The sequence below is a fragment of the Undibacterium sp. GW821-FHT11H02 genome (genome assembly GCF_058808015.1).
Genome location: NZ_JBXARG010000022.1, coordinates 17,703 through 33,101 on the forward strand (window position 1 = coordinate 17,703; position 15,399 = coordinate 33,101).

Consider the following 15,399-nt stretch of genomic DNA (forward strand, 5'->3'; position numbering starts at 1 on the left):
GAGTATGCTATTCTTTAAATAATTATGAAAAATTACGCCCCACACACCGATCAATGGCTAAAGACGCTGGGTTACTCAGACTCGGCTGGGGTCGTATATCGCTCTAATAAAGAGGTGCATTCAGATCACCCTTATGCGCGTGAAATTCATGCATTGCTTGGCAAAGAAGGCGAAATCCATTCCAGTGCCATCTATGAAATTGATCGTGTTCCTGCGGTCTGTTTTATCGAGCCTACTTCAGGGCAAATTGCAGATCCTGGTTTTATTGATGAAGTGCGTCGTAAAATTTGGAATCAAAATTTGATTTCTATTGTGATCGTCTTGCAAGGCGATCAGGCGACAGCATTCCCGGCTGCCAAAATACCCAAAGCTGCAACACCATTGAGTTTGAGTACGGCAACTGCAGATGGAATATTTTCTGCATCTGACATCAATCTAGGTGGCATCCACGCGCGCTTGCCTGATTGGTTTGAAAAGAAAAATCGAGTTGATCGCGTTTTGCTTGATAATCTGTCAGAAGTGGTACGTTTGCTGTGCAGCATGAATTTCTCAACGGAGCAAGCGCAACTATTGTTGGGTAAATGTATATTTGTTTCCTATCTTGAAGACCGCGGCATTATTGGTAATCGTTACCGAGATCGTCATCAAATATCGCCGCTACTTGACCTGCTAAGCGAATCAAATGCAGCTGGGCTTGATAAATTATTCCGTCAACTTAAAAAAGACTTTAATGGTGACCTTCTGGAGATCGAGGGTGGTGCTAACGTCGATTGGCGCAAGTTAAGTGCTGACACCTTTGAATTGCTCTCGCATTTCCTTTTGCAAACACGCATGAGTGATGGACAAAGATCACTTTGGAAGTATGATTTCAAGTACATCCCTGTCGAACTCATTTCAGGGATCTACGAATCGTTTTTAAATGACCAGCAGAGACAAGAAGGTGCTGTCTATACGCCGAGAAATTTAGCAACACTTGCTGTCGACGAAGCATTCGCAGGAATCGAACGCCCTTGGGAAGAAATCGTACTTGATGGCGCTTGTGGTTCGGGCATTTTATTGACGAGCGCTTACCGTCGCATGTTGGGTGCCATGAAGGCTGCCAAAAACAGTGAATTGACCTATGTAGAACGTCAAACGATTCTGTTGCGCGGAATCAGAGGTGGCGATATATCCGCCTCTGCTTGTAAGGTCACCGTATTTAGTCTTTATTTGGTGCTATTGGAAGATCTCGCACCAACTGACATTGTCGCACTTCAAGAAGATCAGAATGTGAAGCTTCCACCTCTGATTGGTTTCTCAATCACAAAACCCGATCGCGGTGACTTTTTCGCTACTGATAATACGTTTGCGAAACCTGGTAGCGCGTCGATTATTATCTCTAATCCACCTTGGTTCGAACCAACCGATAAAGATTCAGACCGTGAATATGAAACATGGTGGCGAGAAAAGTATCATGAACGACTCCCTCGGCGCCAAATTGCATTGGCGTTTGCGCGTAAAGCGACTGACATACTCACGCCTGGCGGACGTCTCTGCTTAATCTTGCCTGCAGCAATCTTAGGTGCGGCAGATGCTGGAGATTACTTGCTGAGCTGGTTTAGAGAGTTATCACCAGAGCGTATCTATAATTTGTCGGATATTCGTCGCATTCTTTTTGATGGCGCGGTTCATCCTACCGCAGTTATTTCTGGAACCAAGCGATCCGCCGCGGGAATTGGAAAAATTCCACCCTCAGAAATATTTGATTATTTCGTCCCCAAGGTTGATTTTAGCCTGGCTTTCGGTCGACTCACCGTTCACAGCTTTGATCGAAAAAAGTTAAGTACCTATGCTGTGTGCAATGACTCTGAAATCTTACGCACTTATTTTTGGGGTAGTGAACTCGATGAGTCCTTGATCGCGCGATTAAGACTCGCTGGCACGATTCAATTTTACGCAAGGGGTGATAACGCGCGCTTTGTTGTCTGTAAGGGTTTTCATAAAACAGACAATACAAAGGCGCCAATCAGTAGTCAGCCTTTAACTAAGTATCCATTTCTGAATACAGCAATTGGGAGAAGTGACTATCCCAAAAATAGCCTATTTGTAACGAAGGCCGCATTATCGAGCTTCCCAGACGCGATTGATGTTGTTGCGGACTACGGGTCAAAGCGCGGGCAAGCTTTTGAAGGAGTACGTGTATTATTCACCGATGGTGCTGATTCCAATACCCTTGAAGTACGTGCAGCATTTACGGATCAACCTTGCTGCTTCACACAATCGGTTGCTGCCATTGTTGATCGCGAGGGGGATGCAGATTTAATGCAATTTATGGCGGCGTATCTGCGCTCCAAATTAGCACGTTACCTGCTTTTCTATACGACGTTCTCATTAACGATGGAACGCCCTCACATTAAACTGGCTGAGATCGAAAACCTGCCATTCTCTTTACCAGAAGAACATGACAATGTCGTTCAAGCAAAAGGTATTGTTTCGCAGGTAGCTCGTCTTTTGAAACCCTATCGTTCTAAGCATGATTTATCTCTGCTCACCGATTGGCCTGATGTCAGAGAACAAATTGACGAACTCATTTTCGATTACTTCGGACTTTCCCTCACCGAGCGTGTTGTCGTTAATGATACCTGCAACTACTTTATTCCAAGTAGCCAACCGGTCAAGTTGGCAACGCTCAAGCAACCCTTGTTCAAGTTGCCAAATGACGCGGAATTTCAGCCATATCGAGAGATATTGAAGTTAGAGCTGGAAAACTGGCGAGACCGGTTTCAAGGTGATGGTCATTTTAGTATTCAGGTTCTTCGCCCGACCAAACAATTGGTAGGCTCAACAGCAATTGTAAAGATCGATATCTATACAGAACCTGTTGACGATAATGAAAATACTGATTTGCTTCCGACTGCAATCAATCAGTTGCTCTCAGAGCTACAAGGAACAGACCAGTACCCATTGGTCGGCAATGAAGCCATGAGCTTGACCTCTGATTTTTTGATTCGCTTTAACGATAGCTATTACCTAGTTAAACCAATGGTAAAACGGCTTTGGATTGCCAGTGCTGCTGCTCAAGATGCTTTTCGCATAGTGCAAACAGTACGCAGTCCCAATTAGGAGCATTAATTCATGGTGGTGCGATCACGACATGCTGCGGTACTAAAGAAAGGTCAATGGGACTCTGCTTTTGGGCGCCAAATGACCGTCGAGAAAGTATTGCAGTACATGACCGACCACTGGAATGCGTCACAAAAACGACCGCCAGCTGACATGCGCTACGCGCAACCTGAACCTAAAATCACCAAGTATTTCGCAAAGTCCCTCCAAAAACATCGACTAGCGAATGGTATCGACGGAATTTTCATTCCAGAATTCATTAATCCAGAAATCGATGATGAGCTTCAAATCCTTACTTCAAGAAGCAGAACTGATCTCACCTATTACAATGAAAAAGTAGAGCCCTATATTCAGATCGATTTGGAGTTCAAGAAACTCAAAGCCTATCCAGGTGCAAAAACTAGTCGTAATCAGTACATTAAAGACGGTTTAATTCGATTTGTGAATGGTCTATACGCACAGTCGACTCAAGTCGGATTTATGGTTGGTCTCATTGAAAAAACTGAACAGGTTGAGGAAATTGTCGGAGGCATGAAACAGAGTATGCAAGAAAAATCCACAGGCCAATTTGTGCGCATTCTCGCCAAGCGCGATGGTATGACGATAGAGTCCACAGGTAAAGAATTCGCTCCTTGTGAATTTGAAACCCGACATGCCCGTGATCATGTGTCTAATCGAGACGATGTTTTGATAGGACATCTTTTCTTGGTACATGAAGCATAGAAATAGACATGTTCAAGCGAGTGCGACACTTTTCTCTCGACCATCATACAGGCAGCTCAGCAACTGCCTCAAATCATAATTGAAGAATAGTTAGCGCTTTGATGAAGCTCCTGAGAAATTCAATACGACATACATTGCTTTTCTAATGCCACTATCGCAAAGACTTCCGCATACGCACAGCTGTAATCACACCAGACAAAAACGTCAAAGCCGCAACAACCCAAATTGCGCTAGCTACCCCCAAATGCATCTGCCATCACGCCAGATAACAAGGCTCCAAATGCATATCCCATATCACGCCATAAACGATACACGCCGACCGTCGATGCGCGCCATGCGGGATTCACCACATCACCAATAGCCGCCAGCAAGGTTGGGTACACCATGAGGGACGGCCGGGATTCGTGTGAAATTCATCAAAAAATCTTGTAATTATTTGATTTTTAAAGAATTTTTGCTTCACAATCTGGCTATTTATGGCCTGTCCCTCGAAAAGGTAAAAGTTTTATTTGCTTACACTTTAAACACTAATTACCTGTGCGGCTAAACTCGTGCTTTTACGCATCAAGTCGGTACTGGACCACTAACTCTCTAGCAGTTTTTAACTCTGCTTCGTAATTTTCATTGGATGTTCGGTTGAAATTTTTCACGACTTCTTGGTGTACGTTTGCACTTATCTCAAATTCGATTGCTCCAAAACGTCCAGCAATATCCTCAATCGGAGCGATACCCCAAGCGTCTTCGCCCATCCCATTTGGGTGTACAACAATGCTATGAAAGTAACCGTCTGCCGACCGTTTAGTGCCTTCATACAATGGAGCAAATCGCTTACCCATAATGGCTACTGGCTGCAAACCAATTAATTCACACATTGCCTCGGCGTAGGCAACACAGCGGCCGAAAGTGTATCTGGCAGCATCATAGGCAGGAATACGTGACTGTGGTTTTGATGGAATTGCATTAAGGTAAAGTGGGTGTGAATTGATAACCTCAACAGCCTTACTGATTTTGTCTTCATCTGGCAAACTTCTCAAAGGCAATGTGGCAAGCATTGCTTCAGTATAAAAACGCGTGCGAACACCGCCGAATCCGAGTCCTTTCTTCTTGGCTAACCTAATGATCGTGCTTTGATTAAATTCGGCAATCGTCTTGACACCCCGCACATCAAAAATACCATCCCGGTTATCAGCCACATACACCCGCAATGGCTTCATCTCATTCTCGGAAATATCTTCTGTTGGATCGGTAACCCACCAGTCAACGTGAAGTAGCCATCCTGTCAATCTTGCCAGCGCGATGGCAAAGTTGATGCAGTCATCAGCCTCCCACTCATCAATAAGGGGTGTCGAAAAATTCTCACGTTGTTTGTTTTTTGCTTGTCCCATTTCAAACCTAATTCCTTCCTAAAATAAGCTGATCAACTTTCTTTCATTGTATGTATATTTTTTCTAACGCCATCGGCATAGTTTAATTCCAAACACGTAGGTTGGAGATCGACTATATGGCAGCATGCCGAGATAACGCCAGTAATGACACATAAGCGTTTTGGTTATTTAGGGGCCTATATTTTTCGGAATTTTTACATATAACACTTGTCGACTTTTGCACGCGAAAACCCAACTTACCAGAATCATTGAACAAAAATAAGTAACACTCCCGACGGGTCGATAACATGAAGTACGCGGGAGCCTCCGGCCGATTCTATAGGCAGGACTCGCACCATCGAAAAGCCGTCGCTGCGGGCAACCTCGGATGCTTTGTGGTGCCAGGCATCCACGTCGTCAACGCCCATGACAATCATGAAATTCTCGGCCCAAACCTTCACGTAGTAGTTCTGCAGCCGAAAGCGATAGCCGCTTAATTCGAAGTCTGCCGTGCCGTCCCACCCATCCGACATATTAAAGCCGAGTGCGAGGTAGAACCGTTTGGATATTTCAAAGTCCTTGGCGGGAACGTATGCCTTGAGATCATTGATGCTTAATGTCATCGATTCCTCCATCACAAGTTTGTTGATTCCAATGGGCTGAGATTATCATTGTCATGTCCCTTCAATCAGGGCTTGAATAATCGGGCATCCTGCGGTGCTGTCACCAGTATTGCAACGTTCGAGCATATCGACTAAGGCGGACTGGATCATACTCAAATCTGCTAGCTTCGCTTCCACCATTGCCAATTTGCGTGCCGCCAAATCCCGGGTGTCGGCGCACGCGCGTGACCCCTCCAACGCAAGGAGATTCTTGATTTCATCGAGGGTAAAGCCTAGAAGCTGCGCCCGTTTGATAAACCTGATTCTGCGCACATCGTCGCTCCCATAAGTGCGGTAGCCGGTGTACGGTCGAGCTGGTTCATCGATCAATTTACTTCTCTGATAGAAACGAACCGTCTCCACATTAACGCCTGCAGCGCCAGCCAAGCGGCTGATCGTCATTTTTTCAGTCATGTACTTGACTCCGTATATGTGTACGGAGTTTATCCTATCTCTGTAAAAAACAAAATGGGGTGAGGAATGGTATTCGGAACGAAGGGATCTTTAGTTGCGGGCGTGCTTGCAGCGCTTGGCGCGTCGGCATGTTGTGCTGGCCCGCTCGTCCTGCTATTGCTGGGTATTGGCGGCGGTTGGGCATCTCACCTTATCGCGCTCGAACCATATAGTCCTTACTTCACTGCCATGACAGTTCTGTGCCTAGGAGCTGCCTTTTACAATTTGTACGTGCGTCGACGATCATGCGAACCAGGTGATGCCTGTGTTGCTAACCGTGTTATTCGTAACCAACGCATCATCTTTTGGCTCGTTACTTTGCCGGTGATATTGCTGCTGGCGTTACCTTTGTATGCTTCACTATTTTATTGAAAGAACTTTTCGATGCGTATTTCTACCTTATTCGTCGCACTGTTTTTAAGTGGATTAGCTTTGGCAAGCACGCCAAAATCCTTCACTCTCGATGTGCAGAACATGACCTGTGCCACTTGCCCAATTACTGTCAAGAAAGCGCTGGAGCGAGTTCCCGGCGTGACCGATGTAAAAGTCGACTTTGAGCACAAAACAGCCATAGTGAATCTTGATACGGACAAAGACAACGCCTCAATGTTGACCAAAGCGACGACCGATGCCGGATTTCCTTCAACGGTTAGAAAGTAACGCCATGACTGACGCAATCCTCGAATCGATTTTGACGTGTCCGCATTGTGGTCACAACAAACAAGAAACGATGCCGACAGATGCCTGTCAGTATTACTACGAGTGTCAAGGATGTGGCGTTGTATTGCGGCCAAAGGCTGGCGATTGCTGCGTCTTTTGTTCATATGGCACGGTGAAGTGCCCGCCAATTCAACAACGCAATTGCTGTGGTTGAATCAAAGTATTGAAAAATGAGGGGAAATTGTACGCTTAGGCTAATCAATATAATTCTCATGCAATGGCAGTTTAGAATTAGTGTTGCAAACGACACCTCTTAGCCTAAAAGATGTAGTTAAAGACAGTAACCAACTCTGGCTAGTATTGTCCAACGAGCTCATGGTGCCATCCTCGATCACTACATCATTTGAATTCCCATAATCTGGAACTTTGACCTTTATTTGTCGATTGAATCCATGCCGCTCAATTAACCTCAGGACCAGTGTTTCGCTCGATTGACCGGTGGGGGTATATTGCAGATACTGGCCTGCATGAGGACAGTCTGATTCCGATTTTCCGTTCTATCTTAACGAGTGCGGGAATTGCATCCGCTGATTTGTATAGTGGTCATTCGTTACAACGCGGCTTCGCTACCTGGGCTACCGCCAATGGATGGGATTTAAAGACGCTAATGGAATATGTTGGTTGGAAAAATATTCTGTCAGCAATGCGCTATGTCCATGTGATCGATCAATTTTCTCAAAGCCTTATTGAATCAAACTTCATAAATCAAACTGCTCGATTTCAAAATTGACGATGCCGGAAAATCAGGTAAAGAGGTAAATCTAGCTGTGTAATATTCAGTAGGGTATAATGATTCTCATTCTCATTGTCCCTGTGGTCTGTTGAACAATTTTATCTACTATGTCCATCTTTCGCACTCTCATAATCGCATTAATTAGCGCTCTCACTATATCGTCAAACATTTTAGCTATGACGACCCCTGAGCAAGTGAAAACCAAACAAATTTGGCAATTGTTAGACTATCTCGCAGTGGACTATGGTGCCGCTGTCAAAGATGGAAAAATTATCAGCCCTTCAGAGTATGCCGAGATGCAAGAATTTGCCTTATCTGCTGAGCGTCAGATAGGAGAATTGCCCACCAACGACGTCAAAAAAACTTTACAGCTACGGGCGGCTCAACTTCGCGGATTAATTGAAGAAAAATCCACAGCTACAATCGTGTCAACCAATGCGCGTGAGCTTGCTGGTGCTTTACTAACAGCTTATCCTGTACCTGTATCACCTAGAAAGTCACCTGATTTAAAGCTGGGGGCGCAATTATTCAAAGCTCAGTGTGCAAGCTGCCACGGTAGCTTGGGGCGCGGCGATGGTCCTTTAGCGGCTAGTTTGAATCCGCCGCCCATCGCCTTGAGTGGGCATGAACGTGCCAGAGAAAGAAGCTTGTTTTCATTGCACCAGATTATCACTCAGGGTGTAAAGGGTACTTCAATGCCTGCCTTCGCCCAATTGTCCGAAGATGAGCGCTGGGCACTTGCCTTTTTTTCATCAAACTTGCCTTATAGTGACGCGAATCGTGAGGCTGGCAAAAAGTTGTGGGAAGCAAATTCAGCTCTACATGCATCGGTACCATCGCTGAGCATATTAAGTCAGACGTCAGAAGCGGCACTTGCCAAGAGCATGTCAGACGGGCAAGCAGGACAGGTGATGGCGTACTTGAAGAGTAATCCGCAGATATTGGAACAAAACAAACCCAATTCTTTGGTATTGTCAAAATCACGGTTGAAAGAAAGTCTTGCCGCACTCGATAAAGGTGATATTTCTGACGCATCTCGCTTAGCAATTTCTGCGTACCTAGACGGTTTCGAACCAATCGAACCGGCACTAGCTACCAAGGATAAGGTGCTATTCAATCGTATCGAAAAAAACATGGGTGAATTCCGGATAGCAGTGACTGCGGGTAAGCGGGATGAAGCTCATGCCATCGAGCAACAACTGGCGGCGCAACTCGACCAGGTGCAAACAGTTTTACAATTGAGTAATAATGACCCGATCAGCACCTTAATTAGTGCTTTAACTATCTTGCTGCGTGAAGGGATTGAGGCATTGCTGGTCGTAGTGGCGATGATTGCTTTTCTTAAACGGGCGGAACGCAAGGATGTGTTACCGTATGTTCATGCTGGGTGGATCACCGCTTTGGCCGTAGGTGGATTGACTTGGGTGGCCGCGACCTATTTTGTGACCTTTAGCGGTGCCAGTCGGGAAATGACCGCTGGCTATTCATCACTGTTCGCAGCAATAGTATTGCTCAGTGTTGGTATCTGGATGCACCAAAAGAGTCTCGCTGGACGCTGGCAGCAGTATGTCAAAGATAAATTGTCGTCCGCACTGAACAAGCGCTCGGCACTTATGCTATTCCTGCTGTCATTTGTGACTGTCTATCGAGAGGTATTTGAAACTGTGCTGTTTTACGCAGCATTATGGAGCGACGGTAATGGCGGCTATTTGTTAACAGGCCTGCTGGTCGGTATCGTAATTTTGGCTGGAGTTGCTGCAATTTTGCTCAGAACTACAGCAAGGCTGCCAATTAGTCAGTTCTTTGCTGTCAGTTCTGGCATGGTAGCAATTCTGGCTTTCGTCCTAGTAGGCAAAGGCATCAACGCGCTACAAGAGGCTGGTGTCATTAATATCACACCAATTCCAATGCCTCGTATTGATCTGCTGGGAATTTATCCAACAATGCAAAGTATCTTGGCGCAAACAGTAATTCTGGTGATTATTATTGCCAGTTTTGCTTACAATCAGCGCCTCGGGAGCCAAAGCCGTGCTTAAGCCAGTGAACATGGTGCGCCATTTACTGTATTCAAGGTGCCTCTTAGCGGTCAAGCTTCAATGGAGTTTAGAAATTACTACGCGACACTTAAAGACCTCAGAGAAATGATGGTTAAGTTCTATTTGTATGAATGGGCAGGACTGAACAAAGCTTTGTTTCAGGTCATCAATCAGAATACTCCATCAGTCCTTATCCCTTTAGCCTGGATTTTTAGCAACATACTTGGAAACTATTGGGGCGCTCCACTGGTAATATTTGGTCTGCGGGTCTCGTCAAGCTTGGTTAAGGATAATATCCGTGCTCTCACGATCCGACATCAACTCGTTCTGTTTGTTATTGCACTTGGACTATCACTAACCGTTGCTATTGTATTGAAGATGTTCTTTGATTTTCCTAGACCGCCAGCAGTTTTTGGACATTTGATGCAAGGGAGCGTTCCGGCCGATTTCCATTACAGCCTGCCCAGCGGCCATTCGACTTATGCTGTCGTGGTGGCAGGCGTTCTTTGGCCATTGGTCGATATGCGCCTACGGGCAGCTCTGGTTTTGTATGTAATTCTGGTGGGATGGTCACGCATTGCGACAGGCATGCATTTTCCTGCGGATGTTGTTTCGGGCTGGGTCATTGGTTACAGCGGATTATTGATAGCTAAGCGATTATGGCGACAATAGCAGCAATTAAAATTTTTTTACTCTTTGTCGACATACGTTGCGTGTATCTTGGCAAGTATTGTGCTATTAGAGGATCAATCGTCCTAATCTGCCGTGGCGCATCACTTCCTTATGGTGAACAAATCCAAGTCACTTCTTTCTTCAATCTAATTCATGATGCTAAAAGTGGTGCAGCACCAATTTTCTGGCGAATGTTGAGGTGGCAGCGCTATGTTCTGATACTACTAGCAGTTGGGATTTCAGCTTAGATAATCAGAAAACTCCGACAAGGCTTACCTCTGCTTGAATTAGGGGGGCTTGATTCTTGGAGCTGCCTTAGGAAATGTGGTGGATCCCATTTTGCACATTGGTCATCTTTTAATTTAATTGCCGTAGCAATTTTTGCTTGGCGCAGTCTGCATCATCACTTCAGAGATTTATCGACCGAATCATGACAAACTGAGGCAGCAAATCAAGTCTACCCCGGGAAGTTGAGACTGAAAATTAAAGACATGGATTGGCTAGCATGATGCAATAGAGAACTCGAAGACCAAAGTATGACCACTTAGTTTGAGTGTAGAACGTACTCACTTGCTTGTTGCACTTCGTGTTGAAATTTCAGAACATCTTGCTTACTCCCAGTGAAACGAAGGCACGAGGTGGCGTCGTTCCCTTCGTGCCTCTGCCTACACTAAAGTCTAGTTGTATGTCACGGCACGGCAAATATGCCACACCGACATCAAAAATGGCAGCCAATTTACCCTTTTCTCTCTCATGGGATTGCATACCGGTATCGATAAAGAAATTTAGCGATTTACTGGGGTTGTAATTAAGCGTCACGGCCATTATCCCAGTAGTAAATCGCCGGTTTTGATCATCCTCGTAGGAGGCGAACCCTACGTTGGGATTTAGCGACCACTGCGAAGAGATATCCCAATCAGCTGCGAGCCGTACATCCCCAGTGGTGTGTTGAGAGCGAAAGTCGCGAGAGCCAGAAACCGGAAAGATGCGCACAATAGCACCTAAAGAAGGTTGCGTTTCGTCATCCAAACCAAGGAATTGATATTTCATACCAAGCGATATTGGTGCAAATCCTCGATTCTGGTTTGCACCATTGTCCGGATTCGAGATTCTCTGCGATGTAAATGTATTACTCTCGATGCGCACTTCCCATTTATCGCCTATCCCCAGACGCAACAACGTTGGTGCAAATAAGCTTTGTTCAGACGCTGAACCGCTCCCGCGAAATTCCTTCTGTAGGCCTATTTCAGTTTGAAACCGACGTGCGCCAATGACTTTGCTGCCATCGGCGATGCCAGGTCTATCCGGATTAATGTACACATTATCCTGGGCGAACGCCGTAGAAGTTAGCAGTAGCGATATCACCGTTATCGGAATAGGTATCAGAGAAATCGAAAAGCTGCTTTTATTGTTGGTGTTATTGATTAACATGCTCGGCACTTCCTTTCTAAACAGGGGTGAAAGCCTGGACGCAATGCTTTCTTTACATATGCAGTTGAGATGAAGCGATGTTTGCATCATTCTAATTTTAACCGAATGTAACCTTAGCCAACCCCAGCCCATAGGCTAATCAATTGAATTAAATTAGGTTTTTTATAATATTTTAAATTCCACTAGTAGTGATAATTTGTGGGTGTTTTCCGCTACTTCTGTAGACGAACCTGAATTGTCCATAGTAAGTACGGCAAGTGGGGTTTTAGCGGAACCTTTCTCTCCAATGGCGGTGCAGTTCTTTGCAGATGACTGTTAGGATAGTCGTTGCAACTATCTTTTGCAGCCGGGCAAAAGAAGCAGCAAACGAAATGCCATTTGGAGAAGTATGTTGGCGCGTTAGCACTGAACCTAGTTCGGCAGGTCTAAGTGTCAGCGATGAAATTACTAGTATGTTCGCCATTGGAAACCCCTTTTATTCCTCAACAGAAGATATCCAATGATTCAAGCGGTGCCGCCTTTTAAAGAACATCACATAAAGTAAAGCACTTTAATTTATATCCGGACAATATCTCCAAGCCTTATCCTGATAAACCACCACCAATACCTTTGTCATAACTAAAGTCACTTCGATCGGTTTTCCGGTTCTGCCTGGCGAGTGCCATCATGTTCTTCATCCAAAGGGATGAAATTGCAACCATCATCCGTATGAGCACAAGGTACAGTTTCAAATTGTAGCGTCGTGTGATAAACAGTAAACTTGGTCGCCAATATGGTTTTCAGGACTGGCAGAAGTTGTTGTTCAGGTCTATAAGACGGGTCATACACGACATGTGCAGTCATGCTGGTCTTTCCACTGGTCAACGCCCAGAGATGGAAGTCATGCACGCTGACGACACCAGGCACTGTCAACATGGCGGCTTTAATCTCTTCTATACTTACGCCTTCAGGTACTCCTTCTAGCAGTATGTTCATGCTCTCTTTCAGTAACACCCAAGTTCTGGGTAAGACCCACAGTCCGATGGCGACTGCGATCGCAGAGTCAACCCAGGTCCAGCCGGTAAAACGGATGATGATCGCTCCGGCAATCACACCAACTGAGCCCAACATATCGCTCCATACTTCGAGATAGGCACCTTTGACATTCAGGCTGGCGTCTTTGCCGGCTGCCAGAAGTTTCATGCTAACCAGGTTGACAATCAAGCCGATGACCGCAACTAGCAACATTCCGGTTGACTGAATTTCTGCCGGTGACTTCAGTCGCTGATAGGCTTCGTACAGGATGTAAATGGCAACCAGGAACAGCATAATCGCGTTGAATGCAGCAGCTAGTATCTCAAAGCGATGGTAGCCATACGTACGTCTGGCATCCGCTGCGCGTTTGGCAATATGGATCGCTGCAATGGAAATGGCCAAGGCACTGGCATCTGTCAGCATATGAGCCGCGTCAGATAGCAAAGCCAGGCTGCCCGTGACAATGCCACCGATCACTTCAGCCACCAGGAAAGTTGACGTCAAAGCTAATGCGATCAACAGGTTTTTCTGGTTCTGTGTGGTGGGTAAGGCGTGAGAATGACCTGCGCTCATGAATATCCTTTAATGGTTAATGGCAAGTTACCGTGGCGTCGCCACGGTTACTTTTTCTACTTCAAGAAATATTAGCGAGCGACACCACATTGATCGCAAAATTTCGCATCTGGCTTTAATGCTGAGTTGCATCCGCGACATGTCGTTATTAATAGCAGTGACTTTCCACATTGTTGGCAAAAACGCGCAGACGAGTCATTTGCCATGTTACAACTGTGGCAAGCAACCGTGGTTGTGGCTACCGTTGGTGATGCTGCCCCGGACGTTCCCCATCTATTGTCTATTGGACGAGGTGCATCCTGGCGATATCGCTGATCACCATGGCTACCTCCGTGCGAACTATCGTGACTATTGCCATGCTTGTTACTGTGGCCGCGGTCATGTCCACCACTTAACAGTTTTTCAAAAAAACCCATTTCAATCTCCTCTGATGTGTTGCCAGATTTTCGCTACTCTTCATAAATTTGGTCATGTTTTACTTTAACAGCGTGCTTTTTGGTAAACCTTTGCCAGCCTGGTAAATGGTGCAATACCAGCATGCCGTAAAGCAGTGCTGTCGTTAAACCTGCCAAAACATACATCCCGAACGCGCTGGCCATGCCGATTGACGCCGTGGTCCACAGTGTTGCTGCAGTCGTGAGACCAGCTACACGCTCTTGGTACTGGAGAATGACTCCCGCACACAGAAAGCCAATTCCGGTTACCACCTGCGCCGCTATCCTAGTCGGATCACCAGCAAAAACATGCAATGACACCAAACTAAATGTACAAGCGCCAATTGAGATCGCCATACAAGTACGCACACCTGCGTCGCTGCCTTGTCGTTCTCGATCCCAGCCGATTACTGCTCCCAGAAATGCTGCAAATAAAATGCGTGCAGAAAACAGCAACTCTATCTTCCAATCCATAGGTTCGCTTCCGTCAATGGTTATCTGAATGTTTCCGCAACATTTATCAATTGTGGAATGTTAGATATGAATATTCATTCAGAATTTTAATGAGATATCCTTGGCACTTAATATGGAAGATTTCTAAGCAAATTCTCCATATCCTTAAATTCTTCTTTAACGCGATCAACTTCGTATTCGTACAAAATAGCATTTTCCATAAATTTAGCTCTTTCCACATCCAAATTAACTGTATTACCGTCTACATTGTTCATTTCTTCATTGGTATACAATAATTCGACATTTTTATTGGTTTTTCCATCACGAATTGCTTTTGTGATGTCAAAATCTCTTGCTTTGTACCCTGGCGTATCAGCATTGGCTATGTTGGAAGCAAGAACCATCTGTCGATACTCACGAAGCCCTAAAATACGCTCATGATAGTTTTCTTCGAGTTGTTTTTTTTGTAGATCAAGACCTGGAATGTAAGCTAAAAGTTCAGATTGTGGCAGCTTACTCTGTGAGTCAACTTTCTTACGCAAATTTCCTGTAGTATTTGAGAATTCAGTTTGTTGAATTGAGCTAAGCACTTGACTTAATTGCTCTTGAAATTTGGTTGATGGTGAAATGAACCCATCATTTTTTTTGTTTTCTGGGATCAGCAGTCTGAACTCCGAGCTTACTTTGAAATTGATAGCCATAAAACCTCCCTAGATTTTGGTCTTGATCAAAATTTCTTTCCATTTATTTTCTAATTCTCTATGAGTCGTTCAATTTTGGGGATCAAGTTATTTGTGCAGGTCCCGGAAGAAATTGCGACGTGATCCCTTACTTTAATAAGCATTCCAGGAGGCAACTCAGCGCTAAATATTTTTGTTTGACGTCCCACCAAGCGACGTACCTCGACAAATTTACGGTTCTCGATATCTTCAGTGGTTAAGTGTGATAAACAGCTTGGCCTATTTAGACGAAGATCATCATCGTTATAAATTTTGCTAACGTACGCAGTTCTATGCATTTGTGCGTTAG

General features: G+C 45.1%; 17 protein-coding genes. 8 read left to right on the plus strand and 9 right to left on the minus strand.

Annotated elements, in window-relative coordinates; all coding sequences use genetic code 11:
* The first annotated feature begins 321 nt into the window (after positions 1-321).
* Entirely contained in the window at positions 322-3,102 is a 2,781-nt protein-coding gene (locus AC1RR2_RS18265) for an N-6 DNA methylase (RefSeq protein WP_493223705.1), read from the plus strand.
* Between the two features lie 12 nt (positions 3,103-3,114).
* Positions 3,115-3,825 carry a hypothetical protein gene (locus AC1RR2_RS18270; protein WP_493223706.1) on the plus strand — a complete coding sequence of 237 codons (711 nt, stop codon included), beginning with the start codon at positions 3,115-3,117 and terminating at the stop codon, positions 3,823-3,825.
* A gap of 230 nt (positions 3,826-4,055) precedes the next feature.
* On the opposite strand, the gene AC1RR2_RS18275 is transcribed toward AC1RR2_RS18270, so the two are convergent.
* The 4 genes from AC1RR2_RS18275 to merR all read right to left on the minus strand — a co-directional run bounded on the left by AC1RR2_RS18275 (position 4,056) and on the right by merR (position 6,265).
* Positions 4,056-4,211: a hypothetical protein gene (locus AC1RR2_RS18275; RefSeq protein ID WP_493223707.1), complete on the minus strand. Its 156-nt coding sequence runs from the start codon at positions 4,209-4,211 to the stop codon at positions 4,056-4,058.
* Between the two features lie 171 nt (positions 4,212-4,382).
* Positions 4,383-5,210, minus strand: coding sequence for a hypothetical protein (locus AC1RR2_RS18280; protein WP_493223708.1), 828 nt, complete (start codon positions 5,208-5,210; stop codon positions 4,383-4,385).
* Between the two features lie 245 nt (positions 5,211-5,455).
* Positions 5,456-5,812 (minus strand): VOC family protein, encoded by a 357-nt coding sequence (locus AC1RR2_RS18285; protein ID WP_493223709.1) that lies wholly within the window; start codon positions 5,810-5,812, stop codon positions 5,456-5,458.
* A gap of 51 nt (positions 5,813-5,863) precedes the next feature.
* Positions 5,864-6,265 (minus strand): mercury resistance transcriptional regulator MerR, encoded by a 402-nt coding sequence (gene merR, locus AC1RR2_RS18290; RefSeq protein WP_493223710.1) that lies wholly within the window; start codon positions 6,263-6,265, stop codon positions 5,864-5,866.
* Between the two features lie 66 nt (positions 6,266-6,331).
* On the opposite strand from merR, the gene AC1RR2_RS18295 reads away from it, so the two are divergent.
* From AC1RR2_RS18295 to AC1RR2_RS18320, 6 genes are all read left to right on the plus strand, one after another.
* Positions 6,332-6,676 carry a mercuric transporter MerT family protein gene (locus AC1RR2_RS18295; RefSeq protein WP_493223711.1) on the plus strand — a complete coding sequence of 115 codons (345 nt, stop codon included), beginning with the start codon at positions 6,332-6,334 and terminating at the stop codon, positions 6,674-6,676.
* Between the two features lie 12 nt (positions 6,677-6,688).
* Entirely contained in the window at positions 6,689-6,964 is a 276-nt protein-coding gene (gene merP / locus AC1RR2_RS18300) for a mercury resistance system periplasmic binding protein MerP (protein ID WP_493223712.1), read from the plus strand.
* 4 nt (positions 6,965-6,968) lie between these two features.
* Positions 6,969-7,178 (plus strand): GDCCVxC domain-containing (seleno)protein, encoded by a 210-nt coding sequence (locus tag AC1RR2_RS18305; RefSeq protein ID WP_493223713.1) that lies wholly within the window; start codon positions 6,969-6,971, stop codon positions 7,176-7,178.
* 264 nt (positions 7,179-7,442) lie between these two features.
* Positions 7,443-7,754, plus strand: coding sequence for a tyrosine-type recombinase/integrase (locus tag AC1RR2_RS18310; protein ID WP_493223714.1), 312 nt, complete (start codon positions 7,443-7,445; stop codon positions 7,752-7,754).
* Positions 7,755-7,864: 110 nt separating this feature from the next.
* Complete coding sequence (locus AC1RR2_RS18315; RefSeq protein WP_493223715.1) at positions 7,865-9,793, plus strand: FTR1 family protein; 1,929 nt, start codon at positions 7,865-7,867, stop codon at positions 9,791-9,793.
* A gap of 105 nt (positions 9,794-9,898) precedes the next feature.
* Complete coding sequence (locus AC1RR2_RS18320; protein ID WP_493223716.1) at positions 9,899-10,465, plus strand: phosphatase PAP2 family protein; 567 nt, start codon at positions 9,899-9,901, stop codon at positions 10,463-10,465.
* A gap of 597 nt (positions 10,466-11,062) precedes the next feature.
* Here AC1RR2_RS18320 and AC1RR2_RS18325 read toward each other — a convergent pair.
* The 5 genes from AC1RR2_RS18325 to AC1RR2_RS18345 form a co-directional block, all read right to left on the minus strand.
* On the minus strand, positions 11,063-11,896 hold the full coding sequence (locus tag AC1RR2_RS18325; protein ID WP_493223717.1) for a transporter: 834 nt from the start codon (positions 11,894-11,896) through the stop codon (positions 11,063-11,065).
* Between the two features lie 624 nt (positions 11,897-12,520).
* On the minus strand, positions 12,521-13,483 hold the full coding sequence (locus tag AC1RR2_RS18330; protein WP_493223718.1) for a cation diffusion facilitator family transporter: 963 nt from the start codon (positions 13,481-13,483) through the stop codon (positions 12,521-12,523).
* A gap of 71 nt (positions 13,484-13,554) precedes the next feature.
* Positions 13,555-13,899 (minus strand): zinc ribbon domain-containing protein, encoded by a 345-nt coding sequence (locus AC1RR2_RS18335; RefSeq protein ID WP_493223719.1) that lies wholly within the window; start codon positions 13,897-13,899, stop codon positions 13,555-13,557.
* 33 nt (positions 13,900-13,932) lie between these two features.
* Complete coding sequence (locus AC1RR2_RS18340) at positions 13,933-14,391, minus strand: MgtC/SapB family protein (protein WP_493223720.1); 459 nt, start codon at positions 14,389-14,391, stop codon at positions 13,933-13,935.
* Between the two features lie 107 nt (positions 14,392-14,498).
* Complete coding sequence (locus AC1RR2_RS18345) at positions 14,499-15,071, minus strand: flagellar basal body rod protein FlgB (RefSeq protein ID WP_493223721.1); 573 nt, start codon at positions 15,069-15,071, stop codon at positions 14,499-14,501.
* Positions 15,072-15,399: the final 328 nt, after the last annotated feature.

What these genes read in the sequence shown, in the direction of transcription:
- AC1RR2_RS18270 (WP_493223706.1), top strand. Translation starts at nt 3,115, where the DNA reads ATGGTGGTGCGATCACGACATGCTGCGGTACTAAAGAAAGGTCAATGG.
- AC1RR2_RS18275 (WP_493223707.1), bottom strand. Translation starts at nt 4,211, where the DNA reads ATGGTGTACCCAACCTTGCTGGCGGCTATTGGTGATGTGGTGAATCCC.
- AC1RR2_RS18280 (WP_493223708.1), bottom strand. Translation starts at nt 5,210, where the DNA reads ATGGGACAAGCAAAAAACAAACAACGTGAGAATTTTTCGACACCCCTT.
- AC1RR2_RS18285 (WP_493223709.1), bottom strand. Translation starts at nt 5,812, where the DNA reads ATGACATTAAGCATCAATGATCTCAAGGCATACGTTCCCGCCAAGGAC.
- merR (WP_493223710.1), bottom strand. Translation starts at nt 6,265, where the DNA reads ATGACTGAAAAAATGACGATCAGCCGCTTGGCTGGCGCTGCAGGCGTT.
- AC1RR2_RS18295 (WP_493223711.1), top strand. Translation starts at nt 6,332, where the DNA reads ATGGTATTCGGAACGAAGGGATCTTTAGTTGCGGGCGTGCTTGCAGCG.
- merP (WP_493223712.1), top strand. Translation starts at nt 6,689, where the DNA reads ATGCGTATTTCTACCTTATTCGTCGCACTGTTTTTAAGTGGATTAGCT.
- AC1RR2_RS18305 (WP_493223713.1), top strand. Translation starts at nt 6,969, where the DNA reads ATGACTGACGCAATCCTCGAATCGATTTTGACGTGTCCGCATTGTGGT.
- AC1RR2_RS18315 (WP_493223715.1), top strand. Translation starts at nt 7,865, where the DNA reads ATGTCCATCTTTCGCACTCTCATAATCGCATTAATTAGCGCTCTCACT.
- AC1RR2_RS18320 (WP_493223716.1), top strand. Translation starts at nt 9,899, where the DNA reads ATGATGGTTAAGTTCTATTTGTATGAATGGGCAGGACTGAACAAAGCT.
- AC1RR2_RS18325 (WP_493223717.1), bottom strand. Translation starts at nt 11,896, where the DNA reads ATGTTAATCAATAACACCAACAATAAAAGCAGCTTTTCGATTTCTCTG.
- AC1RR2_RS18330 (WP_493223718.1), bottom strand. Translation starts at nt 13,483, where the DNA reads ATGAGCGCAGGTCATTCTCACGCCTTACCCACCACACAGAACCAGAAA.
- AC1RR2_RS18335 (WP_493223719.1), bottom strand. Translation starts at nt 13,899, where the DNA reads ATGGGTTTTTTTGAAAAACTGTTAAGTGGTGGACATGACCGCGGCCAC.
- AC1RR2_RS18340 (WP_493223720.1), bottom strand. Translation starts at nt 14,391, where the DNA reads ATGGATTGGAAGATAGAGTTGCTGTTTTCTGCACGCATTTTATTTGCA.
- AC1RR2_RS18345 (WP_493223721.1), bottom strand. Translation starts at nt 15,071, where the DNA reads ATGGCTATCAATTTCAAAGTAAGCTCGGAGTTCAGACTGCTGATCCCA.